The sequence below is a fragment of the Methylobacterium endophyticum genome (assembly GCF_050591105.1).
In the GTDB taxonomy this organism is placed as follows: Bacteria; Pseudomonadota; Alphaproteobacteria; order Rhizobiales; family Beijerinckiaceae; genus Methylobacterium.
In genome coordinates, this window is sequence record NZ_JBNHES010000004.1 from 201,026 (window position 1) to 227,480 (window position 26,455).

The following is a 26,455-nucleotide window of genomic DNA, read 5'->3' on the forward strand; positions in this document are numbered from 1 at the left end:
CCGGGCGGGTCAAGGGCCGGCGCCGACGCCTCGTGCGAATTGGCACACCGCGCGAGCGGACCGGGATCGCCCCGCGCCGGCGCTGTCTTAGATTGGCATTATTCTGACTATGAAGCGCGGGTGGGGCCCGGCGGCCGAGCCGCCAATGCAACCCGCGCCGAAGCCTTCGCGCGCGACAGCGACAGCCACCCGACGCCGGAACCCCTCGGGTCTCCGGCGTTTCCGGCACCAGCACAGGACGAAGCGATGATCACTCTCACCGTGAACGGAGCCAAACGCAGCTTCGACGGCGACCCGGACATGCCGCTGCTCTGGTTCCTGCGCGACGAGCTCGGGCTCACCGGCACCAAGTTCGGCTGCGGACAGGCCCTCTGCGGCGCCTGCACCATCCATCTCGGCGGCACCGCCACCCGCTCCTGCATCACTCCCGTCTCGGCCGCCGCCGACCAGGAGGTCACGACCATCGAGGGCCTGTCGCCGGACGGGAACCATCCGGTCCAGGTGGCCTGGCGCGACCTCAACGTGGCCCAGTGCGGCTACTGCCAGTGCGGCCAGATCATGCAGGCCGCCTCGCTCCTCAAGGACACCCCGAAGCCCACCGACGCGCAGATCGACGAGGGCATGAGCGGCAATATCTGTCGCTGCGGGACCTACCCGCGCATCCGCGCCGCGATCCATCAGGCGGCGGATGCCGGCGCCTCCAGCCAGGGAGGCCGCCTGTGATCCACGAAGCGAAATTGATGGCCGAGCTCGCCGCCTCTAAGCCGCAGGCCGACACGCCCCCCGCCCTCATCGACAATGTCAGCCGCCGCACCATCGTGGCGGGGCTCGGCGCCTTCGTGCTGGCCCTGTCCCTGCGCGACACCGCGCGCGCCGACGAGGGCCAGACCAAGGAGCAGCAGGAAAAGAAATTCGGCGCCGACGGCATGCCGCATGGCTGGCGCGACGACCCGAAGGTCTTCGTCGCCATCGCTTCCGACGGCACCGTCACCGTGACGAATCACCGTTCCGACATGGGCACGGGGGTGCGCACCTCCATCGCGCTCACCGTCGCCGACGAGCTGGAGGCCGACTGGTCGAAGGTGAAGGTGGTCCAGGCTTGGGGCGACGAAGAGCGCTTCGGCAACCAAGATACGGACGGCTCGCGGAGCTTGCGCCACTTCTTCATGCCGTTCCGCCATGTCGGCGCCGCCGCGAAGGCGATGCTGGTCTCCGCCGCCGCCACCAAGTGGGGCGTGCCGGCGTCCGAGATCACGGCCGAGAACCATGTGCTCGCCCACGCCAAGTCCGGCCGCAAGATGGGTTACGGCGAGGTCGCGGAAGCGGCAGCCGCCCTGCCCGTGCCGTCGCGCGAGAGCGTGGTGCTGAAGAAGCCCGAGGCCTTCCGCTACATCGGCAAGGGCAAGATCGGCCTCATCGACAATCGCGACATCACCACCGGCAAGGCGATGTACGGCCTCGACACCAAGCTCGACGGGATGCTCTACGCCCTCGTCGCGCGTCCCGCCGTCTATGGCGGCCGGGTGAAGAGCTACGACGACAGCGAGGCGAAGAAGGTGCCGGGCGTCGTCAAGGTCTTCAAGATCGACGCCGTGGACCTGCCTTCGGAATTCATGCCCCTCGGCGGCGTCGCGGTGGTGGCCAGGAACACCTGGGCGGCGATGAAGGGCCGGGAGGCCCTCAAGATCGTCTGGGACGACGGCCCCAACGCCGCTTACGACACCGATGCCTTCCGCAAGACGCTGGAGACCTCGGCGCGCGCGCCCGGCAAGGTGGTGCGCAACCAGGGCGACGTCGACGCCGCCATGGCGAAGGCCAAGACCAAGGTGCAGGCCGAGTATTTCGTGCCCCATCTCGCCCAGGCCCCCATGGAGCCGCCGGCTGCCGTGGCGCGGGTGAAGGACGGGTTCTGCGAAGCCTGGGCCTGCACGCAGGGCCCGCAGGCGGCCCATGACCGCATCGCCAAGCGCCTCGGCCTGCCCACCGACAAGGTGCGCGTGAACGTGACGCTGCTCGGCGGCGGGTTCGGCCGCAAGTCCAAGCCCGACTACGTGGTCGAGGCGGCGCTGTGCAGCCGCGAGGTCGGCGGCGCGCCGGTCAAGCTCGTCTGGACCCGCGAGGACGACATCCACCACGGCTACTACCACACGATCTCGGTGGAGCATCTCGAGGCGGGGCTCGACGACAAGGGCATGCCGGTGGCCTGGCTCCACCGCAGCGTGGCGCCGACCATCGGCTCGATCTTCGCGCCCGGCGCCAAGCACGAGTTGCCCTTCGAGCTCGGCATGGGGCTCGTCAACACGCCCTTCGCCCTGCCGAACATCCGGCTCGAGAACCCGGAGGCCGACGCGCATGTGCGTATCGGCTGGTTCCGCTCCGTCTCGAACATCCCGCACGCCTTCGCGATCCAGTCGTTTGTCGCCGAGTTGGCGCATGCCGCGGGTCGGGACCAGAAGGACTACCTGCTCGACCTCATCGGGCCCTCCCGCATCATCGATCCGACCGAGATCGGCGATGTCTGGAACCACGGCGAGGACCCGAAGCGCTACCCGATCGACACCGGGCGCCTGCGCCGGGTGATCGAGACCGTGGCCGGCGGCGCCGGCTGGGGCCGCAAGCTCGAGAAGGGCCGGGGTCTCGGCATCGCCGGGCATTACAGCTTCGTGACCTACACGGCGGTGGCCGCCGAGGTGGAGGTCGACGACAAGGGCAACGTGAAGGTCCACGCCATCGACATCGCCGTCGATTGCGGGCCGCAGGTGAACCCGGAGCGCATCCGCTCGCAGATGGAGGGCGCCGTGGTGATGGGGATGGGCCTCGCGCTCACCTCGAAGATCACCTTCAGGAACGGCCGCGCCGAGCAGAACAACTTCGACGGCTACGAGGTCGTGCGCATCGACGCCGCTCCGAAGGCGATCCGCGTCCATCTGGTGCCCTCGGGTGCCTATGACGGGCCGCTCGGCGGCGTCGGCGAGCCAGGGGTGCCGCCCGTGGCGCCGGCCATCGCCAACGCGGTGTTCTCGGCCACCGGCCGGCGCATCCGCGAGCTGCCGATCCGCGACCAGCTCAGCGCCTGAACGGAAAAGAATCGGGATCGGCGGAGGCCCGTCCGCCGTTTCCGTCTCTCATGGGAGGCCCGCCGACGGGGCGGGCCCGACACGGGATATCCGACACGATGATGCGCTTCCTCACCGCCGCCGCTCTCCTCGGCGCGCTCGCCGGCCCGGCGGTCGCCGCCTGCGCCGACGACATCGCCACTCTCGATACGCGCGCAAAGGCGGCCGCGACGGGGGCGATCGCCTCCTCCACCGGGGGCAAAAGCGTCGCCGCCGCGCGCGAGGGCCAGGGCGCGGACGCCTCGCGTAAGGGGGAGCCGAAGGTCTCCGAGGCGCCTCCCGAGAAGTCGGCGGAGGCCGGCAAGGGCGGCGACAAGGCCCAGCAGGCCAGGGTCGCCATCGAGGAGGCGCGGACCGCCGAGGGCAAGGGCGACCACGCCGGCTGCGAGGCGGCCGTCGCCCGCGCCAGGAAGCAGCTCGACGAGGCGCCCTGAGCGACGGGCGCCGGCTAGGCGGGCCGTTTCGGGTTCCGAAGCGCGTTCCGCCCGCCGAGCCCGGCTCGACTTCACTCCACAAGTCGCCCGAGTCGGCGGCCCTCAAGTCTCCAGGCCGGCCTGCTGCCGGCTGGAGGGCTCCTTCTAGGCTGCGTCGCAGTACGTCAGGATGAGGTTCGAGGGTGGGGCGAGTCTGATCGGCCGGACGTCCGGGCGCTCGTGAGCGTCCCGAAAGCCGTTTCCGTCACCCATGGCCGCCGTGTCGCGTGCCGCCGAGCCCGGCCCGTGGAAGTCGGGCCGGCCGGGTTCCCTACTCGGCCGCGTCGCGGGTGCCGCCGCCGCCCTGGCCGAAGCGGCGCTCGATATAGTCGATCACCACCGTCTCGAAATCCTTGGCGAGGGTGGCGCCGCGCAGCGTCATCGCCTTCTTGCCGTCGATGAAGACCGGCGCGGTCGGGGTCTCGCCGGTGCCGGGGAGCGAGATGCCGATATCGGCGTGCTTCGATTCGCCCGGCCCGTTCACGATGCAGCCCATCACCGCGACGTTGAGGCCCTCGACGCCCGGATAGGTCTTCTTCCACTCCGGCATGGAGGAGATGATCCAGCTCTGGATGTCGCGGGCGAGCTCCTGGAAGGTCGTGGAGGTGGTCCGCCCGCAGCCGGGGCAGGCCGCGACCATCGGCACGAAGGTGCGGAAGCCCATGGTCTGGAGGAGCTCCTGGCTGGCCTTCACCTCGACGGTGCGGTCGCCGCCGGGCTCGGGGGTCAGCGAGTAGCGGATGGTATCGCCGATGCCCTCCTGGAGCAGCACGCCGATGGCGGCGGAGGCCGCGACCAGGCCCTTCGAGCCCATGCCCGCCTCGGTGAGCCCGAGATGGATGGCGTAGTCCGAGCGGCGCGCGACCTCGCGGTAGACCGCGATCAGGTCCTGCACCGCCGAGACCTTGGCGGAGAGGATGATGCGGTCCTTCGGCAGGCCGATCTCCACGGCGCGGTCGGCGGAGGTCAGCGCCGAGCGCACCATCGCCTCGCGCATCACGGCGCGCGCGTCGATGGGGCGGGGGAGCTTCGCGTTCTCGTCCATGAGATGCGTGAGCAGGGCCTCGTCGAGGGAGCCCCAGTTGGCGCCGATGCGCACGGTCTTCCCGTACTTGATCGCCTGCTCGACGATGGTCGAGAACTGGGTGTCCTTCTTCTCCTTGAAGCCGACATTGCCGGGGTTGATCCGGTACTTGGCCAGCGCCTCGGCGCAGGCCGGATGGTCGGAGAGGAGCTTGTGGCCGATGTAGTGGAAGTCGCCCACCAGCGGCACATGCACGCCGATGCGGTCGAGCCGCTCGCGGATCTTCGGGACGGCGGCGGCGGCCTCGTCGCGGTCGACGGTGATGCGCACCAGCTCCGAGCCGGCGCGGGCGAGCTGGCTCACCTGCGCCACCGTGGCGTCGATGTCGGCGGTGTCGGTGTTGGTCATCGACTGGACGACGATGGGAGCGCCCCCGCCCACGGTGACGGCGCCCTCGCCCTCGCCGACGCGCACGCCCACCGTGCGATGCCGGGGCGTGGGGCCGGCGATCTCGGGACCCGCTCCGCCGAGCGGCTCGTTCGCGAGGGCGGCTGTGGTGGCTTGCATCGTGGACCCTGCCCTGGCCTTCTGCGGTTGCGGCGCCTGCCCGAGCCCCGGACGCGTCCGGGGCGGCTCGTCCGCCGGCCGCGCGAATCGGAGTGTCTCGGCCGGACGACCCGTCTACGCCCGATCCGTTAGCTGAGCGTGACGCCGCGCCGCGTCAAGAATGCGGCGGAACGGCCCGCGTCCGCGCGTGTCATGTCCCATCCCGGCGCCGATGTCGAGTTCGGCGCCCCGGCGCGGTGCGGAAGCGCACGGCCGATCGGGCCTTGCGCCGGGCGCATGGGAGATCAGGTCACACTGGCGTAGCCGTTGCTACCGCACTGCAACATCCCATGTCAGGCCGGACGAGACGGCCCCGTTCGGGACGCCTCACCCATGAGCATGCAGAAGCCAATGAGCGATTCCCACGCCCGCGGCGCCGAGCCGCTCAACCCGGCGACCGCCATCCCCGGAGAGGCCGAGGACCGGCCCGTCACCCATCCTCCCCGCCGCATCCTCGCCGGTCCGCGCGCGGAGAAGACGGTGTCCCTCGCCCTCCAGGGCGGTGGCGCGCACGGCGCCTTCACCTGGGGCGTGCTCGACGCGCTGATCGAGGACGGCCGGCTCGCCTTCGAGGCGGTGACGGGCGCCAGTGCCGGCGCCATGAACGCCGTGGTGATGACGGATGGCTGGCTGAAGGGCGGCCCGGAGGGCGCCCGCGACGGGCTGGCGCGCTTCTGGCGCGAGGTCAGCCTCGACGGCGATCTCTGGCCGGCGCAGCGCCGGGCCGTCGACGGGCTGCTCGGCCTGTGGAAGGACAGCCCGCTCGCCACGCTCTGGTCGAAGGTGCTGTCGCCGAGCCCCTACGTCACCAATCCGCTCAACATCAACCCGCTGCGCAAGGCGCTGGTGGCGCAGGTGGATTTCGAGCGCCTGCGCGAGGCCGACACCGCCGGGATCTACGTCTCGGCCACCAATGTCTGGACGGGCAAGCTCGCGGTGTTCGAGCGCGAGCGCCTCACCGCCGACCACCTGATGGCCTCGGCCTGCCTGCCGACGGTGTTCCAGGCGGTGGAAATCGAGGGCGTGCCCTATTGGGACGGCGGCTATCTCGGCAACCCGCCGCTCTATCCCCTGCATCGCGGCGCGCTGACCCGCGACATCGTGCTGGTGCAGATCAACCCCGTCGAGCGCCGGCACACCCCGCGCACCCAGGACGAGATCCGCGACCGGCTGAACGAGATCACCTTCAACGCCAACCTGATGCGCGAATTGCGGGCGATCGACTTCCTCGACACCCTGATCGAGGACGGCGTTCTGGGGAAGGGCGACTACAAGAAGGTCCTCGTCCACCGCATCGACGGCACCGACCTCCTCGACGACCAGGCCGCGTCCTCGCGCATGGACACCCGCTGGGAGGCCTTCGGGACCCTTCGCGACCGGGGCCGGGACGCGGCGAGGGCCTGGCTCGACGCCCATTACGAGGATGTCGGCCGCGACAGCTCCGTCGACCTGCGCATGGCCTACCAGTAGCGCTCGTGCGGGGAAATCTCGTGCGGGGAAGCGCGGATTAAATCTCGCTCCCCGCGCGTTGGCTATTCATGATCGTCGATTTCTCTAAGCGCCGCGACGCCGCCCAGGGTTCATCGAGCCAGGATTCCGCGAAGCGCCAGGACATCGTGGAGCTGCTGGTGCCGCTGCGGCGCTACGCGCGGGCGCTGACGCGCGACAGCCTGCGCGCCGACGACCTCGTCCACGATACCCTGGTGCGCGCCCTCGAATCGCGGGCCGGGCTGCGGCCGAACACCAACCTGCGCACCTGGATGATGACGGTGCTGCACAACGTCTTCATCGACGAGCAGCGCCGCAAGCGCGTCGAGGCCCGCCACGCGGACGTGCTCGTCCAGTTGAGCGACGAGGTGGCGCTGCCCGCCCAGGAATCGCAGCTGCGCCTCGCGCAGATCCGCCGCGCCTTCGAGGCGCTTCCCGAGGAGCAGCGGGCAGCGCTCCATCTCGTGACCATCGAGGGGCTCGCCTATGCCGAGGCGGCCGCCGTGCTCGGCATCCCGATCGGGACGCTGATGTCGCGGCTCGGCCGGGGCCGGGCGGCGCTGCGGGCCTTCGAGGACGGCGGCGGACGGCTCAAGCCTGCCCGCGACGAGACCCCCGACCCTCGACCGGCAAGGCCGCGCCTGAGGCTGGTGGGACCGGACGAGTCGGACGACGATTTCCAGGAGGGGCGCCGCGCGGTCGGCGACGGCTGACGCCGCCCGTTACGCCCCGAAACCACGGGAGTTCGCGCGCGGGAGACCGGCGCGGCGGACCCCGTCACGCATTCCACGGCGGGGCCGCCGCTTCGCGAGGACGGATACCAGTGCCATGACCGATGCCATGACCGACCCGATCACGGATATCGACCTCGCCGGCTATGTCGACGGGCAGATCGATCCCCTGCGCCGCCTCGACGTGGAGGCCCATCTCGCCCGCAACCCGGAGATCGCGGCGCAGGTGATGGCCGACCTCCACGACCGCGACGCCCTGCGCGAGGCCTTCGCCCACCAGCCCGGTCCGGGGCCCGACCGACTCCTGCTCGCCGCCCGCCGCTTCGAGCGGGCGCTGCGCTGGGACCGTTTCGCCGCCCGGCTGAAGCGGGCCGCCGCCATCGCCGTGCTGGTCGGCGCGGGCTGGCTGGCGCATGGCGAGATCAACGAGTTCGGCGTGCCCGAGACCTTCGCCGCCTCCATCGACCCGGCGGTGGTGGCCGAGGCCCAGAAGGCCCGCGAGACCGCCCGTCTGCGCCTGGGCCTCGCCTCGCAGCAGCCCGTGACCGCCTATGACCGCGCGGGCATCGAGGCGGCGACCGGGGTGGCGCTGCCGGCGCTGCCCACGGGCTGGACCGTGCGCGACGTGCAGATCTATCCCGCCCGCAACGGCACCGGCGTCGAGGTCGCCATCGATGCCGGCGATCTCGGCGACCTGTCGCTCTTCGCCACCCGCAGCCGGATCGAGGGCCAGCCCGGCCTCGTGACCCGCTCCGAGGACGGCGCCACCGCCTACTGGACCTCGGGCGCCTCGGCCTATGCGCTGAGCGGCCCGCGCGACGAGACGCTCTCGCGGGCCGCCGGCAGGCTCGCCGCGACGGACCTTCCCAGGCGCTGAGCCCGGTTCAGGCTCCGAGCATCGAGGGCACGGCGTCCGCCGCGAGGCGTTCCCGCGCCTCGCGCGCATCGATCTCCATGCGCGCGACGAGGGCGTCGGCGTCGGGGAAGCGCTCCTCGCCGCGGATGAAGTCCACGAGCTCCACGGCGATGTCCTGTCCGTAGAGGTCGCCCGAGAAGTCGAACAGATTGACCTCGAGGAGCGGCGCGCCGTCGTCGAAGGTCGGGCGGCGGCCGTAGCTCGCCACCCCGTCGACCACGCGGCCGTCGGCGAGGCGCGCGCGCACCGCATAGATCCCGTGCGCCAGGGCGCAGTCGCCGAGCGCCACGTTGGCGGTGGGAAAGCCCAGCACGCGGCCGCGCTTGTCGCCGTGGCGCACGCGGCCCTCCACGAACCAGCGGTAGCCGAGAAGCGCGTTGGCGGCGGCGACGTCGCCTTCCGTCAGCGCCCTGCGGATGGCGCTCGACGAGACCGGCTCGGCACCCGCCTCCAGCGAGACGGCGGGCACGACGACGCAGTCGAGCCCCGCCTCGCGGCAGAGATCGGCGAGGATCGCCGGGTTGCCCTCCCGGCCGCGCCCGAAATGGAAGTCGTGCCCGATCACCACCCCCGACAGGCCGAGCTCGCCCTTCAGCAGGCCGTGCACGAAGTCCCGCGCCCCGGTGCCGGCGAGCGCCGCGTCGAAGCGGCGCACGATCAGCCCGTCGAGCCCCAGGCGCCGGAAGACGACCTCCTTCGCGCCCGGCCCGGTGAGGCGGAACATCGGCAGGGCGGGCGAGAAGAAGGCGCGCGGATGCGGCTCGAACGTGAGCACCACGGCGGGGCGTCCGGCACGGGCCGCGCGGGCGCGCACCGTCTCGATCAGCGCCCGGTGGCCGCGATGCACTCCGTCGAAATTGCCGAGCGCGGCGACGGCTCCCGCGAGCGCCGCCGGGACGGCCTCGCCCTCGCGGCAGAGGATGAAGGGCCGCGCGGGCGTCTCGTCGCCTGACGACATCGAATCCTGAAGGCTCGCGTTGCGAAGGGCGTTCCGGGCCGGATGCCCGGCCTCCGGCGCGGCCGGACCCTGGAGAAATCCGCCCTCCCGGTCAAGCGAGCGGGAACCGTCACGCGATGCGGCGCGGGCGCGCGGCGGTTAACCGCTTCGCAATCCGACCGGGCGTAATGTCCGGGCAAGAGGCTTCCGCAGGTCGCCTCGCCCCCTTGTGCGTCACCGAGGAGCCGCGGCACCGGCTCCCCGATCCCGGAGCAGACAGCCCATGGCCCTCGATCTCAGCATGCCGATCCTGGTCGTCGACGACTACCAGACCATGGTCCGCATCATCCGCAACCTCCTGAAGCAGCTCGGCTTCGAGGAGGTCGACGACGCCTCCGACGGCACCGCCGCCCTCGCCCGCCTGAAGAACCGCAAATACGGCCTCGTGATCTCCGACTGGAACATGGAGCCGATGACGGGCTACGAGCTGCTCCGTCATGTGCGCGCCGACGAGGGCCTGCGCACGACGCCCTTCATCATGGTCACGGCCGAGTCCAAGACCGAGAACGTCATCGCCGCCAAGAAGGCCGGCGTGAACAACTACATCGTCAAGCCGTTCAACGCGGCGACGCTCAAGACCAAGATCGAGGCCGTCTGCGGCGCCTGAGCCGCCTTCGCGCCGGCCGCCGCGGCTTTCCGGCCGCGGCGTCGGACGCGCTCCGTCGGACGAGTGCCCTGCGGGATGGGGACGGCCATGGGATTTCAGATCAAGACCGGCGAGAACGGCTTCGAGGACGCGTCCGGCCGCGTCATCCGCGAGCTCGTGGAGATCGCCGACTACATCAGCCACATGCGCACCGAGATCGCCGCGCTGCGCGCGAACGAGATCACGCGCGACCGCATCCCGATGGCGCATGAGGAGCTCGGCAGCGTGCTCGCGGCGACCGCCGGGGCCACCAACACCATCATGGCCTCCGCCGAGGCGATGCTCGCCCTGCCCGACGACGCGAGCTACCGCGAGAACGTCGAGGGGAAGATCTACGAGATCTTCGAGGCCTGCGCCTTCCAGGACATCACCGGCCAGCGCATCGGCAAGGTGGTGGAGGCCCTGCGCCATCTGGAGCTGCGGCTCGCGCGCTTCGCCGCCGCCGTGAAGGCCCGCGACGAGGCCGGCTACGATCCGGCGGAAGCCGAGCGCAAGGCGCGCGCCGAGCGCCTGCTCCTCAACGGCCCGCAGATCGCCGGCCCCGAGACCTCCCAGAACGACATCGACGCCCTGTTCGCCTGAGACGGGTCTACCAGGTCAGGTGCTCGATCACCGCGCCGGGCCGCACGGGCTTGGTCGCGAGCCAGTCGGCGAGCCCGCCGAGATCGCCCGAATCGGCCGTGAGGCCGAGCTCGGCGGCGTGGATCCCGCGTGCGACGAGCAGGTTCGGCAGGCCGAAGCCGTCCGCCCCCGCGATGTCGGTGCGCAGCGCGTCGCCCAGCGCCAGCACCCGCGCCTTCGCCGGCGGCTCCCGCCCGTCGAGACGCCCCGCCATGGCGAGCGCCTCCTCGTAGATCGGGCGATGGGGCTTTCCGGCATAGGTCACGACGCCGCCGCTCTCGGCGAAGGCTGCCGCGATCAGGCCCGCGCAGGGGATCAGCCGGCCGCCGCGCTCCACCACGAGGTCGGGGTTGGCGCAGATCATCGGCACCCCGCGCCCGCGGAAATCGGCGAGGCGCGCGCGGTAGTCCTCCACGGTCTCGACGTCGTCGTCCAACAGGCCGGTGCAGACGACGAGGCGGCAATCGGTGGCCGGCACGAGGCTCAGCCCGAGCCCGTCGAAGATGCCCGCGTCCCGCTCCGGCCCGAGATGATGGATGGGGATGTCGCGCCCCCGCTCGGCCTGCACCGTGGCGATCATGCCGCGCGTGAGGTCCCCCGAGGTGAGGATGGCGTCGTAGGCGTCGCGGTCGACGCCGAAGCCGTCGAGAATGCGCTGCACGCCCTCCCAGGGGCGCGGCGCGTTCGAGACCAGCACCACCCGCCGGGGCCGTCCGTCCGGCGGCAGCGCGCGGAAGCGGATCAGCGCCTCGGCGGCGGCGCGGTGCCCGCGGATGCCGTCATGGAGCACGCCCCAGACGTCGCAGAGGATCAGGTCGTACCCCTCCGCGATCTGGCGCAGCCCGTCGAGGACCGGGGGCGTCGGGTCGGCGGGCGGTCTGGCCGCCGGGATGGCCTGGGCCGGCATCGGCATGTCCTCGACAGGAGTGGGCGCGAGGCCGTCCGCATAGGCGCCGCCGGCCCATGATGCAACGCACGCGCCGGCCCCGCCGGGGGCGGGTCAGCCCGCCCGGCGCAGGAAATCGCGGAAGTTGCGGCGCGGCGCGGGCGGCTCGGGTTCCTGCTCCGGCTCGGGGGGAACGGGGGCGGGGGCCGGCGTCGCGAGCACCTCGGCGCGCACCGCGCGGGGGCCGGCGAAGACGCCGCCCTGCGCGAAGGGCACGTCGAGATCGATGAGGTCGGGCACGTCGGCCTCGCGCTCGACCCGGTCGGCCACGAGCCGGATGCCCGAGCGCGCGAGCGCCGCGACGAGGTCCTCGACGGCGATGTCGGAGAGCCCGCGCCGGCCGGCGGCGGCCCGCAGCAGCAGCTCGGCCGGCACCTTCACCTGGCCGACGCCGCGCTCGGCGAGCGAGAGGGCGTCGAAGCGCAGGTCGGTCGGACGGTCGAGGGTGAAGCCGACGCGCCCGCGCAGCGCCGCCAGCGCGCTCGCCTGCTCGGCGTCGAGGCTGCGCCAGCTCTCCTGCGGCAGCGCCAGCACCAGCCGTCCGGCCAGCGCCGGCTCCGCGACGATGCGCGCGAGCGAGCGCAGGAAGCCCGGCTCGAACAGCGAGAGCGGCGACAGCCCGTAGGACACCGCCGCCTCGCTGCCGCGCCCGGCGAGGTGGCGGGCGATGGTGGCGACGCGCTGGAGCATGCGCCGGTCGAGATCGGTGGTGCGGCCGTGCCGCTCGAGCACGGGCACGAAGGTCTCCGGCGCCAGCAGGACACCCTCGACCCGCAGACGCGCCGACGCCTCGTAGGAGGACACCTTGCGCTGCGGCAGCGTCACGATCGGCTGGAGATGGACCTCGAGCCCCGCCCCGTCGAAGGCGGCGACCATCGCCGCCTCGCCGCCGTCTCCCCGTCTCCCGCGCGGTTCCTCATCGAGCGCGTCGAAGGCCGCCGGGTCGGGGCGGCGCGGCGGGATCGGGCGGGGAGAGGCGGGCATCTCCGGCAGCACGGGGCGCGGCGCCGGCGGGGAGGGCTCGGGCGGAGGAGGCGCCGCCGGCGCGGCGAGGCTCTGCGGCACGGGGGCGGCGGGCTCCGGCGGGGGCGCCTCCTTGAGGCGGGCGATCTCGCCGTCCTGGGCGGCCACGACGGCGGCGAGATCGCGCACGATGCCGCTGAGCAGGCCGATCTCCACCGTCACCTCCTCGACCCCGGCCGAGAGCGCCTCGGCGCCGGCCGCCCGCGCCGTGTCGGCCCGCAGCTTCTCGGCGCCCGCCAGCGCCTCGAGCCGCAGCAGGCGCTCCGAGAGCACGCCGAACTCCGTCGAGAGCTTGTCGCAGCGGGCCGCGAGCGCCGCCGCGCGAGCGCGGGCGAGCCAGGCCACCGCCCCGCCGAGCGCGGCGAGCGAGAGGGCGGCGACGGTCGGCGAGAGCACCGCGAGCGGCGCCAGCACGACGAGGGCGAGGAGGCCGGGAACGAGGAGGCGCGCGGATTGGCCTAGGGACCGGGCCATCGGGATTCTCGATACTTCCGCGACAGGGTGACGCTCACGGGCGGGTGGGGTCGGCGATGCGGCCTGCCGCCGGACATCGCGTTGAAGTTGTCGCCGACCGTTCGGTTCCGGGCAAGCGGAGGGGGCCCCCCGGAAGGGCGATTCCACCGCAATCTGGGTGGTCGCGCGCTTGCATCCCGCCGGGTGAGACCCGAAACCCACGGCGCGCGGCCGATGCCTGCGCCGCGCCCTCGAACCTCACGGGACTGGAAGACCATGCGGACGCTGCCCGCCGGCCCGAACGACCTCGACGCGTGGTGGATGCCGTTCACGGCCAACCGCGCCTTCCGCCGCAAGCCGCGCCTGATCGCGGGCGCCGAGGGGATGCACTATCTCACCCCGGACGGGCGGCGCGTCCTCGACGGCATCGCCGGCCTGTGGTGCTGCAACGCCGGGCACAACCGCGCGCCGATCACCGCCGCGATCCAGCGCCAGGCGGCGGCGCTCGACTACGCGCCGCCCTTCCAGTTCGGCCATCCCGGCGCCTTCGCGCTGGCCTCGCGCATCGCCCATCTCGCGCCCGGCGACCTCGACCGGGTGTTCTTCTGCAACTCCGGCTCGGAATCCGTCGACACCGCGCTCAAGATCGCCCTCGCCTACTGGCAGGCCAGGGGGGAGGGCCGGCGCACCCGGATCGTCGGGCGCGAGCGCGGCTATCACGGCGTCGGCTTCGGCGGCATCTCGGTGGGGGGCATCGCGGCCAACCGCAAGGCGTTCGGCACCGGGCTGCCGGGCATCGACCACCTGCCCCACACCTACGACCGGGAGCGGCAGGCGTTCTCCATGGGCGAGCCGGACTGGGGCGCCCATCTCGCCGACGATCTCGAACGCATCGTGGCGCTTCACGACGCCTCCACCATCGCCGCCGTGATCGTCGAGCCGATGGCGGGTTCCACCGGCGTGCTGCCGCCGCCGAAGGGCTATCTGGAGCGGCTGCGCGCGCTCTGCGACCGCCATGGCCTGCTGTTGATCTTCGACGAGGTCATCACCGGGTTCGGGCGTCTCGGCCATGCCTTCGCCGCCGAGCGCTACGGCGTGGTGCCGGACATGATCTGCTTCGCCAAGGCGGTGAACTCGGGAACCGTGCCGCTCGGCGGCGTGATCGCGCGCGAGCCGGTCTTCGACGCCCTCATGCAGGGGCCCGACCACATGGTCGAGCTCTTCCACGGCTACACCTATTCCGGGCATCCGCTCGCCTGCGCCGCCGCGCTGGCCACCCTCGACCTCTACCGCGACGAGGATCTCTTCGCCCGCGCCCGCGCCCTGGAGCCGGTGCTGGCGGAAGCCGTGATGAGCCTGCGCGGCCTGCCGAACGTCCTCGACATCCGCACGCTCGGCCTGTCGGCCGCCATCGACCTCGCCCCGCGCCCCGGCGCGCCGGGTCTTCGCGCGTTCGAGGCCATGGACCACGCCTTCGACGCGGGCTTCGTCGTGCGCGCCGGCGGCGACACCCTGGCGATCACCCCCCCGCTGATCGTGAGCGAGGACCAGATCGGCGAGATCGTCGACGGTCTGGCGGGAGCGATCCGGGCGGTGGCGTGAGGCCCGGCGTCGCCGGCCATTGATCGTGTGTAGCCTATAGGATACGCATTGCCATGCCGAGGATCCTGCGAACCGAGCGTTTCGACGCATGGATCAAGGGGTTGCGAGACGAGCGGGCGAAAGCCCGGATCGCGTTGCGCATCGATCGTCTCGCCCTCGGGCACGCCGGCGACGTCAAGCCGGTGGGCGAGGGCGTGAGCGAGCTGCGCATCGATCACGGGCCGGGCTACCGCGTCTATTTCGTGCTCCGGGGCGAGGCGCTGATCGTCCTGCTCTGCGGGGGCGACAAGGGAAGCCAGGACCGGGACATCGCGAAGGCCAAGGCGCTGGCGGCGACCGTCTGAGGATCGAGGGAACGATGCCGGAGACCAGGCCCTACGATTCCGCCGAATATCTCGGCACCGACGAGGCCGTCGCCGAGTATCTCGCGGCGGCCGTCGAGGAGGGGGACGCGGCGCTGTTCCGGCATGCGCTCGGAGTCGTCGCGCGCGCGCGCGGCATGACCCAGATCGCCCGCGAGGCCGGCCTCTCCCGCGAAAGCCTGTATCGGGCCCTGTCCGAGGACGGCAATCCGAGCCTCGATACCGCCATGCGGGTGCTCAAGACCCTCAACGTTCGCCTCACCGCGACGGTCGGCCCGACACGCTAGGCGGATCGGTTCGCAGGGCGGACCTCAACTTATTTTTGCGGCGCCTCGAAAAACATCCAACGCGCTTTTTCGCGCCCTCTCGCCCAGAGTGCGGGGATCGGGCTATCAAGATGGCCTAACGCCGTACACAAGCGGCCGGCGGTCCCGCGGGGCCGAAGCGCGCCGAATGGCGGACGCCACGCTAAAGACGTGAGGTGAGGAAAACATGCCCTCCGACATCGAGATCGCCCGCGCGGCGACCCTGAAGCCCATCGCCCATGTCGCGGAAAAGCTCGGCGTCCCGGACGATGCGCTCCACAACTACGGCAAGCACATCGCCAAGATCGACCACGGCTACATCGCCTCGCTGGAGGGCAGGCCCGACGGCAAGCTGATCCTCGTCACCGCGATCTCGCCGACGCCGGCCGGCGAGGGCAAGACCACCACCACGGTCGGCCTCGGCGATGCCCTGAACCGCATCGGCAAGAAGGCGGTGATCGCCCTGCGCGAGCCCTCGCTCGGCCCCTGCTTCGGCATGAAGGGCGGGGCGGCCGGCGGCGGCAAGTCGCAGGTCGTGCCGATGGAGCAGATCAACCTGCACTTCACCGGCGACTTCCACGCCATCACCTCGGCGCACTCCCTCGCGGCCGCGCTCATCGACAACCACGTCTACTGGACGAACGAGCTCAACATCGACGTGCGGCGCATCTTCTGGCGGCGCGTGGTCGACATGAACGACCGGGCGCTGCGCGCCATCAACCAGTCGCTCGGCGGCGTCGCCAACGGTTTTCCGAGGGAAGACGGCTTCGACATCACCGTCGCCTCCGAGGTGATGGCGGTGTTCTGCCTGGCGAAGGACCTCGCCGATCTGGAAGAGCGCCTCGGCAAGATCGTCATCGCCGAGACCCGCGACCGCAAGCTCGTCACCCTCAAGGACGTGAAGGCCACGGGCGCCATGACGGTGCTCCTGAAGGACGCGCTCCAGCCGAACCTCGTGCAGACGCTGGAGGGCAACCCGGCCCTCATCCATGGCGGCCCCTTCGCCAACATCGCCCATGGCTGCAACTCGGTGATCGCCACCCGCACCGCGCTGAAGCTCGGCGAATACGCGGTGACGGAAGCCGGCTTCGGCGCCGATCTCGGCGCGGAGAAGTTCCTGGACATCAAGTGCCGGCAGACGGGGCTCAAGCCCTCGGCCGTGGTGATCGTCGCCACCGTGCGCGCCCTCAAGATGCATGGCGGCGTCGACAAGAAGTCGCTGGGCTCCGAGAACATCGCCGCCCTGGAGAAGGGGTTCGCGAATCTCGAGCGCCACGTCGCCAACGTGCGCGACTTCGGCCTGCCGGTGGTGGTGGGCGTGAACCACTTCCATGCCGATACCGACGCCGAGCACGACGCGCTGAAGACGCTCTGCCGGGACAGGCTCGGCGTCGAGGCGATCACCTGCAAGCACTGGGCGGATGGCGGCGCCGGCGCCGAGGGTCTGGCGCAGGCCGTGGTGAAGCTCGCGGAAGGGCCGCAGCAGCCGCTTGCTTACGCCTACGAGTCCGAGGCCAAGCTCTCCGACAAGATCAACGCCATCGCGACCAAGCTCTACGGGGCGGGCTCGGTGCAGATCGAATCGAAGGCCGCGCAGAAGCTCGCCTCCTTCGAGAAGGAGGGCTACGGCCACCTGCCGGTCTGCATGGCCAAGACCCAGTACTCGTTCTCCACCGATCCCGGCCTGATGGGCGCGCCGAGCGGGCACGTCATCGCGGTGCGCGACGTGCGCCTCTCGGCGGGCGCCGGCTTCGTGGTGGCGATCTGCGGGGAGATCATGACCATGCCCGGCCTGCCCAAGGTGCCGGCCGCGGACACCATCCGCCTCGACGCCAACGGCCAGATCGACGGGCTGTTCTGAGCCGGCTCACCGCCAGGAGGAATCGTCCTTCGGCAGACGGTCCGCGTCGTCGACGGCGCGGACCCGATGCGGCGGCGCGTCCGCCCATCGCCAGAACACCGCGTTGACGTCGCGCGGCCCGGCCGCCGCCGCGAAGCTGCGGACCAGGATGCCGCTCGCCCCCGCCGCCAGCAGCCGGAGCGCGAGATCCCAGCTCGGCGGGATCGCCCCGCGCGCGGCGATGTCCTCCCAGGCGCAGGCGAGATCGGCTTCCGCAATCCCGAGCCGGCTCCGTTCCGCCGGATCGGTGAGATCGGCGACATCCGCGCAGTCGACCTCGTAGGCGCACAGCGTCATCGGCTGGGCCTTGAACGGAAACGCCTGCTGCGCCTCGAGCCAGGCCGTCTCCAGCCGGCGGGAGGTGTAGAGCGCCGCCAGGCCCTTCGGGTTGAAGCGGCCTCCATGCAGGGCGGCGCCCTGCCCCGAGGCCGGGGCGAACGCCCAGCGCGGGTGATGGGCCCGGTAGACCTGGCCCGTCAGCCTCACGCGTAGCCGCCGGCCGCGATCCGCGCGAGATAGGCCTTCACCGCCTCGGCCCGGCCCTCCTTCACCAGATCCTCGGCGGTCTGGTCGCCGAAGGAGGGCAGGGGCTGCGCCCTGTACCAGGCATAAGCCTGCGGCACCGAGCCTGCCCAGGGCAGGATGCGGGTGATGATCTCGACGACGTCGCGCAGGCGGCTCTGGGTCGCGGGGGCCTTCAGGCGCGCGGTCTTCGAGACGGCGTCGCGCGAGAGGCCGGCGGCGGCCGCGAGCTCGATCTTCGAGACTTTGAGATGGGCGCTGAGCCGTCCCGTCTCGACAAGTCCGTCCGAGGACATCACGTCCTTCAGCGCAAAAGCGGTCACGATGCCCCTCGCTATGTCCCGGTTCCGGGACAAGATATGAGGCGGGGCCGGCGAAAGGGCAAGGCGGATGCGGGCGCGCTCAGTCGTCGTCGAGCCCGGCATAGAGCCCTTCCGGGCCGATGCCTTCGTCGAGCATCATCCGGGCGCGGGCGCGCAGCTTCTCGGTCTCGCTCTTGAGCTGGCCGCAGGCGGCGAGGATGTCGCGCCCGCGCGGGGTGCGCACCGGCGAAGCGTAGCCGGCGTTGAACACGATCTCGGAGAAGCGCTCGATGCGCTCCCAGTCCGAGCATTCGTAGACGCTGCCGGGCCAGGGGTTGAACGGAATCAGGTTGATCTTGGCCGGGATGCCCTTGAGGAGGCGCACCAATTCGCGCGCATCGGCATCCGAATCGTTCACGCCCTTGAGCATCACGTACTCGAAGGTGATGCGCCTGGCGTTGTTGAGCCCCGGATAGCGTCGGCAGGCGTCGAGCAAGTCCGCGATCGGATATTTGCGGTTGAGCGGCACCAGCGTGTCGCGGATGTCGTCGCGCACGGCGTGCAGCGAGACCGCGAGCATCGCATGCGCCTCCTCGCCGAGGCGTTGCATCTGCGGCACCACCCCCGAGGTCGAGACGGTGATGCGGCGGCGCGAGAGCCCCATGCCGTCCTGGTCGGACATCACGCCCACCGCGTCGATCACCGCGTCGAGATTGTAGAGGGGCTCGCCCATGCCCATGAACACGATGTTGGTGACGAGCCGCCCGACCTCGCCCGCGCCGGAGGCGTCGCGCGAGGGCATCTGGCCGACCCAGTCGCCGAGCTCGTCGCGGGCGACCACGAGCTGCGACACGATCTCGGCGGCCGACAGGTTGCGCACGAGGCGCTGCGTGCCCGTGTGGCAGAACGAGCAGGTCAGCGTGCAGCCGACCTGGCTCGACACGCAGAGCGTGCCCCGGTCCGGGCCGGGAATGTAGACGCACTCGATCTCGGCGCCGCGATTGTGGTCGTGCCGGCCGGTGGGCGCCATGCGCAGCAGCCATTTGCGGGTGCCGTCGCGCGAGACCTGGCGGCTCACCACCTCGGGCCGGTCAAGGGTGTAGTGCTGGCTAAGCGTCGCCTTCAGACCCTTGCCGACATTGGTCATCTCGGAGAAATCGGTGGCGCCGCGCAGGTTCAGCCAGTGCCAGAGCTGGCCGGCGCGCATGCGCGTCTCGCGCTCGGGCACGCCGACCGCCAGCAGCCGCGCCTTCAGGTCCTCGCGGGGGAGGCCGACGAGGGAGGAGCGCATCCCCGGAAGGGGGGCGGAATCCGGCTGGAACTCCGGCGTCTTCTCGATGCCGGAGAATGCGCCGCCCTCGCGTCGCGCGGTGTCGAGCGAGCCCGTCGCCATCTGCTTCAACCGATCTTCGGATGTTGGAACCGCTCGCATATAGGCGTTTCCGGCCGCCGACGCGACTGTGCCGGCTTCGATCCTGCGATCACAGGATCGCATGACGGCAAAGCCGGGCCGGTCATCCCGCTTTTCTAAGGGCGGCGAGGCTGGCCGTGGCGAGAACCTCCTCGCCCCATTGGTTGAGGCTCTTGCCCGCGAGTTCCGCCGCCAGTGCCGCGCGAGCATGGACGTCCGGGGCGATCCGCAGCATCACCTTGCCGGAATAGGGCTTCTCGGGCGCCTTTCCGGTCAGCGCGCAGGTCGCCCGATAGTCCTCGACGGCCTCATGAAAGGCGCGCCTCAGGTCGTCCACGGTCTCGGCATGGAAGCCGACCACGTCGTTGATGCCGGCGAGATGCCCGACGAACAGCCCGTCCTCCGCGTCGAACTCCACGCGGGCATAAAATCCTTCGTAGCTCATGGCGCTCATGGCCCGACTCCGATCTTCATGAGGAAATCGCGCGCGTCCCGCACCTGATAGCGCTTGGCTTCCTTCGCCGGATGCGGGCGGTGGAAGCTGGCGACGACGCCCCGGTACTCGAACCGCACGCGCGAGCCGGCCCCTTCGATCAACCGGCATCCGGCCGCCAGAAGGAGGGTCTCGATATCGGCCCAGGCGATCGACGGAGACACCGGATCGGTGAACACTGCCTCCAGGGTCTTGGCGTTCCGACGATTCATGCTATCGAAATATGATAGCATTCTCGCGGAACGCAAGGGTAGCCGCCCCTATTCCTGCGGGCCGACCGCGTCGCAACGGAAGGCGCCGTAATCGTCGCGGGCGAGGCGCTCGGCCAGGGCCGGCAGGAACAGCGCCGCCTCGTCGGCCAGCGTCCAGGGCGGATTGACCACCACGAGCCCGCTGCCGGCGAGACCGGCGGTGGCGTCGGGATGCTGGATCAGCAGGTCGAGGCGCAGGGCCGGGCGGGTCAGCGCGCGGTCGAGGGTCTCGATCATCGCCGCGATGCCGGCGTGATCCTTGATCGGATACCAGGCGAGGAAGACCCCCGTCGGCCATTTCGCCACCGCCTTGAGCAGCAGCGCGCCGAGCCGCTCGATCTCGCCCGTCACCTCGAAGGGCGGATCGATCAGCACGAGCCCGCGCCGCTCGGGGGGCGGGATCAGGGCGTTGAGGGCGGTCCAGCCGTCGAACCGCATCACCTTGGTGAGCGGATCCTGGTTGTAGCGCCGGCTAAGGACGTCCGCGTCCTGCGGATGCAGCTCCACGAACACGCCGCGGTCGCCCCGGCGCAGGGCCTCGCGGATGATCTGGGGCGAGCCGGGGTAGGCCGTCTCACCGAAGCGCGCGCGCGTCGCCTCCACGGCCGCGCGGTAGGGGGCGAGCAGCGCCTCCACGGCATCCGGGAAGGGGTCGTCGAGGAGGCCCCAGCCCTCCCGCCACTCGCCGGTGCGCCCGGCCTCGTCGCCGGAAAGATCGTAGATTCCGAGCCCGGCGAAGACGTCGATCGCCCGGAAGGCGGTCGGCTTGGCGAGGAGATGGGCGAGCACCCGCGCCAGCACGAGATGCTTGAGGACGTCGGCATGATTGCCGGCGTGGAAGGCGTGACGGTAGTTCATCGCGGGCCGATGGAATCAGGCGGGCCGCCTCTGCGCCAGCCCCTGCCGGGAGAAAGTCAGCGCGCGGCGTCGACGGTGATGTCCTGCGAGCGGCAGGAGCGGCGCACCACCTCGGGGCAGGGCGTGAAGCCGCGCAGGTCCTTGGTGAAGCAGATGCGCACCTCTTGCAGGGCGTTGCCCGTGCAAGCGACCGCCATCATGTCCGCGCGCAGGCCCTCATTGGCCGCGACGAACTGCCGGACGATGTCGGTGGCGGCAAAGCGCGCATCCGTCGTCGGCTTCTTGAAGGCGTCGGGGATGGCGATCGCGGCGCGCGCGTTTCGGGCGGCGCTGAAATAGGCGGCCGGGTCGAGCCCCGAGCAGGTGCCGTGCTTGCGCCACTCGTAGCGGGCGAGCCCCTCGGCCGGATAGACCTGACCGGCGACCTCCATGGCCTGCCGGGTGATCGGCCGCTCGAAGGCGGAGCAGTTCGAGGGGAAGCCGCGCGCGTATTGCGGCCAGAGCCCGTGCAGCACGAAGCCGAGGCCGCGCCCCGGCGCGCATTGCCGGTCGTCCCGGCGGGAGGCGGTCTCGCAATAGGTCGGCGACCAGGACAGGGCCAGCACGTAGAAGTCGAACACGCCCGGCGCGCCGCGCCCGAAACCGCCCTCGTCCTGCGCCATGGCCGGGGAGGCCAGCAGCAGCAGGCCGGCGAGCGCCCCGAGGCGCGACGGGCGACGCGTCGTCATGCCATTACTTTCGGCGGGGTGCCGGGTCGGATCAGGGCCGGGCCTCGCGGCAGGCCGTGGCGTAGGCATAGGCGAGGTTGCGGTCGAGCCCGTGGACGCAGAACTCGACGCCCCAGGTGGCGCCGACGAGGCCGAGGCCCTCGCGCACCGAGTAGTCGACCTTGCGGCGCACGCCGTCCGAGGTCGTGGCCGTCGCCGAGCAGAAGCGGCGCGGGTAGAAGTCGAGGCCCCAGGGGCGCCAGGCGGTGCGCTCGATATGGTCGAAGCCGACGATGGTGAGCGAGGAGTTCCAGTACTGGGACTCCTTCTCGGCGAACTGGGAGGACAGCTCCTCCAGCACCTTCGCCTCCTGGCAGCCGGGGATGTTCGCATCGAAGGGGAAGAGGCGCTCCTCGGCCGGCGAGATCTCCTCACGGGCCGAGCGGGCGAAGGCCGGCTGGAGGCTCGTGGCCATCAGCAGGGCGGCCGCGAGGGCGGCGAGATGGGGGTTCGGGCGCATGGGCTCTGCGTCTTCCGCGGGGTCTTGTCGGACTCTCGCGGGATGGAGCGGCCAGGGCCCGGACCTGTCAAGGCGAGCCGGCCGGGCGCGGCCGCATTCGGCGCGGCGGCGTTCGCTTTCGCGCCGGGTGACGTGCCCGGAGCACAGTCCGGGATCAGTAGATCGGGCCGGAGGAGAGGGTCGGGCCGGCGCGTCCGGTGAGGGGCAGCGGCTCCTCGAAACCGGGCGCGGGCTCCTCTGCCGGCGCGGCGTAGCGGGGCCGGGGAGCCGGCGCGGAGGCGTAGGCCGAGGGGGCGGCGACCGCCGGGGCGACGGGGGCGCGGGCGACCCGCGACGGGCTCTCCCGTGAGGACATCGGGGTGACGCCGTAGGGATCGTCCTCCTCGACGTCGATCGGCGCCTGCGGGGGGGCGGGCTGGCGCGCGGGCGGGGCGGGGCGCGAGAAGGTCCGCGCGCCCTCCGCGCCGAGCTGCGGCACGTACTTGATGAGCGGCTGGCAGATGCGCTTCAGCCCGCGCGGGTCGTGCCGGGCGAGGTCCACATGGATGTGGTCGTAGTGGAAGACGTTCGAGCCCGGCGCCAGCACCGTCGAGAAGCGCTGGCACGCCCCCAGGAACACTTCGCGTAGAAAGCCCTGCTCGGCCTCGGTGCCGCGCCAGCCGCCCTTCACGGTGATGACGTAGCCGTCGGCGAGCTTGAAGGACATGATGTCGACGGCGTTGCCGAAGCCGTGCTCGGAGAGGCGCGCGCCGGCCTGGTTGTTGCGGCCCCGGCAGGCGTAGGAGCCGGCGTTGATCTCGGCCACGGGCTGCCCGAAATACAGGTTCGCGGCCGGCTGGATGGTGTCGGCGAGCCAGGCCTCGGCCTCCGAGAGGGCGGGGCAGGCGAGCGTCATGCGCTGCTTGAGGGCGACCGTCCCGTTGCCGAGCCGCGTCACCCGGAAGGGCTGCTGCATGCCGCAGGGGCCGGGCCCGTCGATCTCCTTGGCCGGCGTGACGAACTCGCTCGCCCGCACGAGGTTCTTCGAGAGGCAGATCTGCTCCGCCTGGTCGCGCCAGGGCTCCCGGCGCTCGAACGTGTTGAGCGCACAGCCGGTGAGCCCCGCGCCGAACAGCGCCAGGGCGGAGAACGCGATGACGCTACGCCACATGGCGCGTAAGATGCACCCGATGCCGTAAAGGCTTCGTCAACGACGCGGCGCCGCCGCCTCCCCTCCCCAACGAAACGCATGCCCATGCTCTCGCTCGTCGATATCCGCGCCCGCATCGAGGCCGGCACCCTGACCCCGGCGGGCGCCGTCGCCCTCTGCCGCGAGGCGATCGCCGCGCAGGAGCCGCGCATCGGGGCGCTCGCGCATCTCTCGCCCGACGCGGCGGTGCCGGCGCAGGGGCCGCTCGCCGGCGTCGCGGTGGGGGTCAAGGACATCATCGACACCGCCGACATGCCGACCGGGATGGGCGCGGCGATCTACGCGGGCTGGCGGCCGAAGGCGGACGCGGCCATCGTCGCGCGGCTGCGGGCGCTGGGGGCGGTGCCGCTCGCCAAGACCACCACCTGCGCCTTCGCCGGCATCGACCCGACGGCGACGGTGAATCCCCGCGATACCGAGCACACCCCCGGCGGCTCCTCGTCGGGCTCGGCGGCGGCGGTGGCCGCCGGCATGCTGCCTCTCGCCCTCGGCACCCAGACCGGCGGCTCCGTGATCCGGCCGGCCTCGTTCTGCGGGGTCGCGGCGATCAAGCCGTCGTTCCGGCTGCTGCCGATGGTGGGGGTGAAGACCTTCTCCTGGGCGCTCGACACCCTCGGCCTGTTCGGGGCCGGCATCCGCGACGTGGCGCATGCCCTGGCGCTGATCTCGGGCCGCCCGGAGATCGACCTGGGCAGCGAGGATCCCGGCGCGCCGCGCATCGGGCTCGTGCGCCAGGACTTCGCCGGCACGGCCGACCCGGCCGCGGTGGCGGTGCTGGAACGGGCGGCGCGGGCGGCCGAATCGGCCGGCGCCGTCGTCACCGATCTCGCCCTGCCGGAGCCGATCTCGCTCGCCTTCGAGCGGCACGCGATCGTGCAGGATTTCGAGGCACGCCAGGCGCTGGCCTGGGAATACGCCGCGCATCGGGAGGCGCTGCCGCCCATCCTGCGCGGACAGCTCGACCGGGCGCAGGCGCTCACCCCCGCCCAGTACGACGACGCCCGCCGCCACGCCCATCACGCCCGCCGGGTGCTCAAGGACGTCTTTTCGGATTTCGACGTGCTGTTGACCTTCTCTGCGCCCGGCCCGGCGCCGCGCGGGCTCGGTTCCACGGGCGATTCCCGCTTCAACCGGCTGTGGACGCTGATGGGCGTGCCCTGCGTGAACCTGCCCGTGCCGGTGGACGGGCTGCCCATCGGCGTCCAGGTCGTCGCCCGCTTCGGGGATGACGGGCGGGCGCTCTCGGCGGCGCGGACGATCGAGCGGGCGCTGGCGGCCGCCTGAGCCGCCTACTCGCCGAGCGTGTCCTCCACGTAGAGCTGCTCCAGCAGCACCTTGAGCACCGCCATCAGCGGCAGCGCCAGCGCGATGCCCCACAGGCCGAGCAGGCCGCCGAGGAGGAGCTGCCCGGCGAAGATCGTCGCCGGGGGGATGTCGAGGGCCCGCTTCTGGATGATCGGCGTGAGCACGTAGCTCTCCAGCATCTGCACCACGAGGTAGACGCCGAACGCCGCGAGCATGGCGTTCAGCCCCTGCGACAGGCTGGCGAGCAGGATCACCAGCCCCGCCGCCAGCGGCCCCACCGTCGGCACGAAGGCGAGCAGCCCCGCCTGGAGCCCGAGGATCAGGCCGCCGCCGACGCCGAGGGCGGTCAACCCGCCCCAGATGCAGAGGAAGATCACCGTCATGGTGGCGATCTGCCCGAAGAGCCAGTGCCGCAGGGTCTCGCCGATGCCCTCCAGCACCGCGTCGCCGCGCTCGCGCCGCGCGGGCGGCACGAAATGCAGGATGCCCCGGCGGTAGCTGCCGGGATCGGCCGCGAAGGCGAGCCCGAGGAAGCCGATCACCAGCACGTTGCCGAGCGCGCCGAAGATGCCGAGGATCACGGTCGCGGCCGGGCCGAGGACGTTGCCGGCATCCGACAGGATCGAGCCGGGGCTCTTCAGGACGCTCGAGGCCAGCCCGCCGAGCCCGCCCGGCTTCCGGCCGCCCTCGCCGGGTTTCTCCGCCTCCGGGGCCTGGGCCGCGTTCCCCGCCGGTCCGCCGAGCGACGGCAGTTCGATGCCGTGGGAGGAGAGCCAGCCGGTGACGGTGTCGGCCTGCTTGCGGACGGTCTCGCCGAGCTCGCGCCCCTGCTGCGCCACCGTGGCGCCCCCATAGGCGAACAGGCCGAGCGCGCCGGCCGCGATGGCGAGACTTGCGATGGTCAGCCGCAGCGCGCGCGGCAGCGGCAGGACCCGGCCGATCCCGCGCGTCAGCCCGTCGAGGAAGACCCCGAGCAGCACGCCGGAGAAGATCAGCAGCAGGGTCGAGACCGAGATCCAGGCGAGCGCCAGCACCGCCACGAAGGCCACGGTGCCGATGCCCGCCCGCAGGAACGGCCACGGATCCGCCACGGGCCGGATCGTGACGGGGTCGGGTTGCGGATCGCTCATCGGGCCTGCCTCGGTCGCCATCCGCCCGTCGGACCCGCGAAGCGCGGCAAGGTCAAGCCCGGATCAGCCCCAGCGTCCGGCGGCGTCGTCGTCCGCGCCCGTCGCCTCGACCCAGCCGCCGAGCGAGCCGTCGGCGAGATGCTCGCGCTTCCAGAACGGGGCCCTGGTCTTGAGGTAGTCCATCAGGAAGCTCGCCGCCTCGAAGGCCGCCGCCCGATGCGCCGAGGCGGTGGCGACGAGCACGATCCCGTCCCCCGGCGCCACCAGCCCGTGGCGATGCACCACGCGCAGGGCGAGCAGCGGCCAGCGGGCGCGCGCCTCCTCGGCCACCCGGCCGATCTCGGCCTCCGCCATGCCGGGGTAATGCTCCAGCTCGAGCGCCCTCAGGCGGCCGCCCTCGTCGCGGCAGAGCCCGGTGAAGGTGACGACGGCGCCCGCCGCCGGCCCCGCGATCTCGCTCAGCCGGGCGATCTCGGCGGCGGCGTCGAAGGGCTCGCGCTGGATGCTGACGGCGGAGGGGTCGGGCATGACGGTCTCCCGCGCGCTTTGCGTGCGCGC

At 71.9% G+C, this 26,455-nt stretch carries 28 protein-coding genes; 13 read left to right on the forward strand and 15 right to left on the reverse strand.

Going from position 1 to position 26,455, the window contains the following annotated elements:
* Positions 1 to 246: 246 nt before the first annotated feature.
* The 3 genes from ACP56T_RS07110 (at position 247) to ACP56T_RS07120 (ending at position 3,550) form a co-directional block, all read left to right on the forward strand.
* A complete protein-coding gene (locus ACP56T_RS07110) occupies positions 247 to 723 on the forward strand; it encodes a (2Fe-2S)-binding protein (RefSeq protein ID WP_430911424.1) in 477 nt (158 codons plus the stop codon).
* The gene (locus ACP56T_RS07115) at positions 720 to 3,077 is read left to right on the forward strand and encodes a xanthine dehydrogenase family protein molybdopterin-binding subunit (protein ID WP_430911425.1); all 2,358 of its coding nucleotides are present in this window, start codon (positions 720 to 722) and stop codon (positions 3,075 to 3,077) included. The genes ACP56T_RS07110 and ACP56T_RS07115 overlap by 4 nt, the downstream gene beginning before the upstream one ends.
* Positions 3,078 to 3,175: 98 nt before the next feature.
* Positions 3,176 to 3,550 carry a hypothetical protein gene (locus ACP56T_RS07120; RefSeq protein ID WP_430911426.1) on the forward strand — a complete coding sequence of 125 codons (375 nt, stop codon included), beginning with the start codon at positions 3,176 to 3,178 and terminating at the stop codon, positions 3,548 to 3,550.
* 310 nt (positions 3,551 to 3,860) lie between these two features.
* Here ACP56T_RS07120 and ispG read toward each other — a convergent pair whose 3' ends face one another.
* Entirely contained in the window at positions 3,861 to 5,180 is a 1,320-nt protein-coding gene (ispG, locus tag ACP56T_RS07125) for a flavodoxin-dependent (E)-4-hydroxy-3-methylbut-2-enyl-diphosphate synthase (protein WP_430911427.1), read from the reverse strand.
* A 372-nt stretch (positions 5,181 to 5,552) separates the two neighbouring features.
* Here ispG and ACP56T_RS07130 point away from each other — a divergent pair, with 372 nt between their 5' ends.
* From ACP56T_RS07130 to ACP56T_RS07140, 3 genes are all read left to right on the forward strand, one after another.
* A complete protein-coding gene (locus tag ACP56T_RS07130) occupies positions 5,553 to 6,689 on the forward strand; it encodes a patatin-like phospholipase family protein (protein WP_430911428.1) in 1,137 nt (378 codons plus the stop codon).
* A 68-nt stretch (positions 6,690 to 6,757) separates the two neighbouring features.
* A complete protein-coding gene (locus ACP56T_RS07135) occupies positions 6,758 to 7,420 on the forward strand; it encodes a sigma-70 family RNA polymerase sigma factor (protein ID WP_430911429.1) in 663 nt (220 codons plus the stop codon).
* A 127-nt stretch (positions 7,421 to 7,547) separates the two neighbouring features.
* Positions 7,548 to 8,315, forward strand: a complete 768-nt coding sequence (locus ACP56T_RS07140; protein WP_430911492.1) for an anti-sigma factor family protein — start codon at positions 7,548 to 7,550, stop codon at positions 8,313 to 8,315.
* A 7-nt stretch (positions 8,316 to 8,322) separates the two neighbouring features.
* Here the strand turns inward: ACP56T_RS07140 and ACP56T_RS07145 are convergent, their stop codons facing one another.
* The gene (locus ACP56T_RS07145) at positions 8,323 to 9,312 is read right to left on the reverse strand and encodes a bifunctional riboflavin kinase/FAD synthetase (protein ID WP_430911430.1); all 990 of its coding nucleotides are present in this window, start codon (positions 9,310 to 9,312) and stop codon (positions 8,323 to 8,325) included.
* Between the two features lie 262 nt (positions 9,313 to 9,574).
* Between ACP56T_RS07145 and ACP56T_RS07150 the strand changes: the two genes are divergently transcribed.
* Together ACP56T_RS07150 and ACP56T_RS07155 are read left to right on the forward strand one after the other, a co-directional pair.
* Entirely contained in the window at positions 9,575 to 9,958 is a 384-nt protein-coding gene (locus tag ACP56T_RS07150) for a response regulator (protein WP_430911431.1), read from the forward strand.
* An 87-nt stretch (positions 9,959 to 10,045) separates the two neighbouring features.
* The gene (locus ACP56T_RS07155; RefSeq protein ID WP_430911432.1) at positions 10,046 to 10,579 is read left to right on the forward strand and encodes a protein phosphatase CheZ; all 534 of its coding nucleotides are present in this window, start codon (positions 10,046 to 10,048) and stop codon (positions 10,577 to 10,579) included.
* A 7-nt stretch (positions 10,580 to 10,586) separates the two neighbouring features.
* On the opposite strand, the gene ACP56T_RS07160 is transcribed toward ACP56T_RS07155, so the two are convergent.
* Positions 10,587 to 11,525: a TIGR01459 family HAD-type hydrolase gene (locus ACP56T_RS07160; protein ID WP_430911433.1), complete on the reverse strand. Its 939-nt coding sequence runs from the start codon at positions 11,523 to 11,525 to the stop codon at positions 10,587 to 10,589.
* A 93-nt stretch (positions 11,526 to 11,618) separates the two neighbouring features.
* On the reverse strand, positions 11,619 to 13,061 hold the full coding sequence (locus ACP56T_RS07165) for an EAL domain-containing protein (RefSeq protein ID WP_430911434.1): 1,443 nt from the start codon (positions 13,059 to 13,061) through the stop codon (positions 11,619 to 11,621).
* Between the two features lie 255 nt (positions 13,062 to 13,316).
* Between ACP56T_RS07165 and aptA the strand changes: the two genes are divergently transcribed.
* From aptA to ACP56T_RS07185, 4 genes are all read left to right on the forward strand, one after another.
* Positions 13,317 to 14,642: an omega-aminotransferase AptA gene (gene aptA, locus ACP56T_RS07170; RefSeq protein WP_430911435.1), complete on the forward strand. Its 1,326-nt coding sequence runs from the start codon at positions 13,317 to 13,319 to the stop codon at positions 14,640 to 14,642.
* A gap of 53 nt (positions 14,643 to 14,695) precedes the next feature.
* Positions 14,696 to 14,986: a type II toxin-antitoxin system RelE/ParE family toxin gene (locus ACP56T_RS07175; protein ID WP_430911436.1), complete on the forward strand. Its 291-nt coding sequence runs from the start codon at positions 14,696 to 14,698 to the stop codon at positions 14,984 to 14,986.
* Positions 14,987 to 15,000: 14 nt separating this feature from the next.
* Positions 15,001 to 15,291, forward strand: coding sequence for an addiction module antidote protein (locus ACP56T_RS07180; RefSeq protein WP_430911437.1), 291 nt, complete (start codon positions 15,001 to 15,003; stop codon positions 15,289 to 15,291).
* Positions 15,292 to 15,496: 205 nt separating this feature from the next.
* A complete protein-coding gene (locus tag ACP56T_RS07185) occupies positions 15,497 to 17,170 on the forward strand; it encodes a formate--tetrahydrofolate ligase (RefSeq protein ID WP_430911438.1) in 1,674 nt (557 codons plus the stop codon).
* A 6-nt stretch (positions 17,171 to 17,176) separates the two neighbouring features.
* Here the strand turns inward: ACP56T_RS07185 and ACP56T_RS07190 are convergent, their stop codons facing one another.
* The 9 genes from ACP56T_RS07190 to ACP56T_RS07230 all read right to left on the reverse strand — a co-directional run bounded on the left by ACP56T_RS07190 (position 17,177) and on the right by ACP56T_RS07230 (position 23,423).
* Positions 17,177 to 17,695 carry an RES family NAD+ phosphorylase gene (locus tag ACP56T_RS07190; RefSeq protein ID WP_430911439.1) on the reverse strand — a complete coding sequence of 173 codons (519 nt, stop codon included), beginning with the start codon at positions 17,693 to 17,695 and terminating at the stop codon, positions 17,177 to 17,179.
* Entirely contained in the window at positions 17,692 to 18,054 is a 363-nt protein-coding gene (locus ACP56T_RS07195; protein WP_430911440.1) for an antitoxin Xre/MbcA/ParS toxin-binding domain-containing protein, read from the reverse strand. The genes ACP56T_RS07190 and ACP56T_RS07195 overlap by 4 nt, the downstream gene beginning before the upstream one ends.
* Before the next feature lie 79 nt (positions 18,055 to 18,133).
* Positions 18,134 to 19,426, reverse strand: coding sequence for a dual-specificity RNA methyltransferase RlmN (gene rlmN / locus ACP56T_RS07200; protein WP_430911441.1), 1,293 nt, complete (start codon positions 19,424 to 19,426; stop codon positions 18,134 to 18,136).
* A gap of 121 nt (positions 19,427 to 19,547) precedes the next feature.
* On the reverse strand, positions 19,548 to 19,898 hold the full coding sequence (locus ACP56T_RS07205) for a type II toxin-antitoxin system HicB family antitoxin (RefSeq protein WP_430911442.1): 351 nt from the start codon (positions 19,896 to 19,898) through the stop codon (positions 19,548 to 19,550).
* Entirely contained in the window at positions 19,895 to 20,149 is a 255-nt protein-coding gene (locus ACP56T_RS07210; protein WP_430911443.1) for a type II toxin-antitoxin system HicA family toxin, read from the reverse strand. Before ACP56T_RS07210 ends, ACP56T_RS07205 begins: the two co-directional genes overlap by 4 nt.
* A gap of 48 nt (positions 20,150 to 20,197) precedes the next feature.
* Positions 20,198 to 21,046 (reverse strand): 23S rRNA (adenine(2030)-N(6))-methyltransferase RlmJ, encoded by an 849-nt coding sequence (locus ACP56T_RS07215; RefSeq protein WP_430911444.1) that lies wholly within the window; start codon positions 21,044 to 21,046, stop codon positions 20,198 to 20,200.
* A gap of 56 nt (positions 21,047 to 21,102) precedes the next feature.
* On the reverse strand, positions 21,103 to 21,774 hold the full coding sequence (locus tag ACP56T_RS07220; protein WP_430911445.1) for a ribonuclease T2 family protein: 672 nt from the start codon (positions 21,772 to 21,774) through the stop codon (positions 21,103 to 21,105).
* Positions 21,775 to 21,805: 31 nt separating this feature from the next.
* Positions 21,806 to 22,273 carry a hypothetical protein gene (locus ACP56T_RS07225; protein WP_430911446.1) on the reverse strand — a complete coding sequence of 156 codons (468 nt, stop codon included), beginning with the start codon at positions 22,271 to 22,273 and terminating at the stop codon, positions 21,806 to 21,808.
* Between the two features lie 154 nt (positions 22,274 to 22,427).
* Positions 22,428 to 23,423 carry an extensin-like domain-containing protein gene (locus ACP56T_RS07230; protein WP_430911447.1) on the reverse strand — a complete coding sequence of 332 codons (996 nt, stop codon included), beginning with the start codon at positions 23,421 to 23,423 and terminating at the stop codon, positions 22,428 to 22,430.
* An 84-nt stretch (positions 23,424 to 23,507) separates the two neighbouring features.
* Between ACP56T_RS07230 and ACP56T_RS07235 the strand changes: the two genes are divergently transcribed.
* Positions 23,508 to 24,746, forward strand: a complete 1,239-nt coding sequence (locus ACP56T_RS07235; protein ID WP_430911493.1) for an amidase — start codon at positions 23,508 to 23,510, stop codon at positions 24,744 to 24,746.
* A gap of 5 nt (positions 24,747 to 24,751) precedes the next feature.
* On the opposite strand, the gene ACP56T_RS07240 is transcribed toward ACP56T_RS07235, so the two are convergent.
* Both ACP56T_RS07240 and ACP56T_RS07245 read right to left on the reverse strand, forming a co-directional pair.
* A complete protein-coding gene (locus tag ACP56T_RS07240; protein WP_430911448.1) occupies positions 24,752 to 25,897 on the reverse strand; it encodes an AI-2E family transporter in 1,146 nt (381 codons plus the stop codon).
* A 63-nt stretch (positions 25,898 to 25,960) separates the two neighbouring features.
* The gene (locus ACP56T_RS07245; RefSeq protein ID WP_430911449.1) at positions 25,961 to 26,425 is read right to left on the reverse strand and encodes a molybdenum cofactor biosynthesis protein MoaE; all 465 of its coding nucleotides are present in this window, start codon (positions 26,423 to 26,425) and stop codon (positions 25,961 to 25,963) included.
* Positions 26,426 to 26,455: the final 30 nt, after the last annotated feature.

Coding starts and splice junctions, on each gene's coding strand:
- ACP56T_RS07110 (WP_430911424.1), top strand. CDS start 247: ATGATCACTCTCACCGTGAACGGAGCCAAACGCAGCTTCGACGGCGAC.
- ACP56T_RS07120 (WP_430911426.1), top strand. CDS start 3,176: ATGATGCGCTTCCTCACCGCCGCCGCTCTCCTCGGCGCGCTCGCCGGC.
- ispG (WP_430911427.1), bottom strand. CDS start 5,180: ATGCAAGCCACCACAGCCGCCCTCGCGAACGAGCCGCTCGGCGGAGCG.
- ACP56T_RS07130 (WP_430911428.1), top strand. CDS start 5,553: ATGAGCATGCAGAAGCCAATGAGCGATTCCCACGCCCGCGGCGCCGAG.
- ACP56T_RS07135 (WP_430911429.1), top strand. CDS start 6,758: ATGATCGTCGATTTCTCTAAGCGCCGCGACGCCGCCCAGGGTTCATCG.
- ACP56T_RS07140 (WP_430911492.1), top strand. CDS start 7,548: ATGACCGACCCGATCACGGATATCGACCTCGCCGGCTATGTCGACGGG.
- ACP56T_RS07145 (WP_430911430.1), bottom strand. CDS start 9,312: ATGTCGTCAGGCGACGAGACGCCCGCGCGGCCCTTCATCCTCTGCCGC.
- ACP56T_RS07150 (WP_430911431.1), top strand. CDS start 9,575: ATGGCCCTCGATCTCAGCATGCCGATCCTGGTCGTCGACGACTACCAG.
- ACP56T_RS07155 (WP_430911432.1), top strand. CDS start 10,046: ATGGGATTTCAGATCAAGACCGGCGAGAACGGCTTCGAGGACGCGTCC.
- ACP56T_RS07160 (WP_430911433.1), bottom strand. CDS start 11,525: ATGCCGGCCCAGGCCATCCCGGCGGCCAGACCGCCCGCCGACCCGACG.
- ACP56T_RS07165 (WP_430911434.1), bottom strand. CDS start 13,061: ATGGCCCGGTCCCTAGGCCAATCCGCGCGCCTCCTCGTTCCCGGCCTC.
- aptA (WP_430911435.1), top strand. CDS start 13,317: ATGCGGACGCTGCCCGCCGGCCCGAACGACCTCGACGCGTGGTGGATG.
- ACP56T_RS07175 (WP_430911436.1), top strand. CDS start 14,696: ATGCCGAGGATCCTGCGAACCGAGCGTTTCGACGCATGGATCAAGGGG.
- ACP56T_RS07180 (WP_430911437.1), top strand. CDS start 15,001: ATGCCGGAGACCAGGCCCTACGATTCCGCCGAATATCTCGGCACCGAC.
- ACP56T_RS07185 (WP_430911438.1), top strand. CDS start 15,497: ATGCCCTCCGACATCGAGATCGCCCGCGCGGCGACCCTGAAGCCCATC.
- rlmN (WP_430911441.1), bottom strand. CDS start 19,426: ATGGCGACGGGCTCGCTCGACACCGCGCGACGCGAGGGCGGCGCATTC.
- ACP56T_RS07205 (WP_430911442.1), bottom strand. CDS start 19,898: ATGAGCGCCATGAGCTACGAAGGATTTTATGCCCGCGTGGAGTTCGAC.
- ACP56T_RS07210 (WP_430911443.1), bottom strand. CDS start 20,149: ATGAATCGTCGGAACGCCAAGACCCTGGAGGCAGTGTTCACCGATCCG.
- ACP56T_RS07215 (WP_430911444.1), bottom strand. CDS start 21,046: ATGAACTACCGTCACGCCTTCCACGCCGGCAATCATGCCGACGTCCTC.
- ACP56T_RS07220 (WP_430911445.1), bottom strand. CDS start 21,774: ATGACGACGCGTCGCCCGTCGCGCCTCGGGGCGCTCGCCGGCCTGCTG.
- ACP56T_RS07225 (WP_430911446.1), bottom strand. CDS start 22,273: ATGCGCCCGAACCCCCATCTCGCCGCCCTCGCGGCCGCCCTGCTGATG.
- ACP56T_RS07230 (WP_430911447.1), bottom strand. CDS start 23,423: ATGTGGCGTAGCGTCATCGCGTTCTCCGCCCTGGCGCTGTTCGGCGCG.
- ACP56T_RS07235 (WP_430911493.1), top strand. CDS start 23,508: ATGCTCTCGCTCGTCGATATCCGCGCCCGCATCGAGGCCGGCACCCTG.
- ACP56T_RS07240 (WP_430911448.1), bottom strand. CDS start 25,897: ATGAGCGATCCGCAACCCGACCCCGTCACGATCCGGCCCGTGGCGGAT.
- ACP56T_RS07245 (WP_430911449.1), bottom strand. CDS start 26,425: ATGCCCGACCCCTCCGCCGTCAGCATCCAGCGCGAGCCCTTCGACGCC.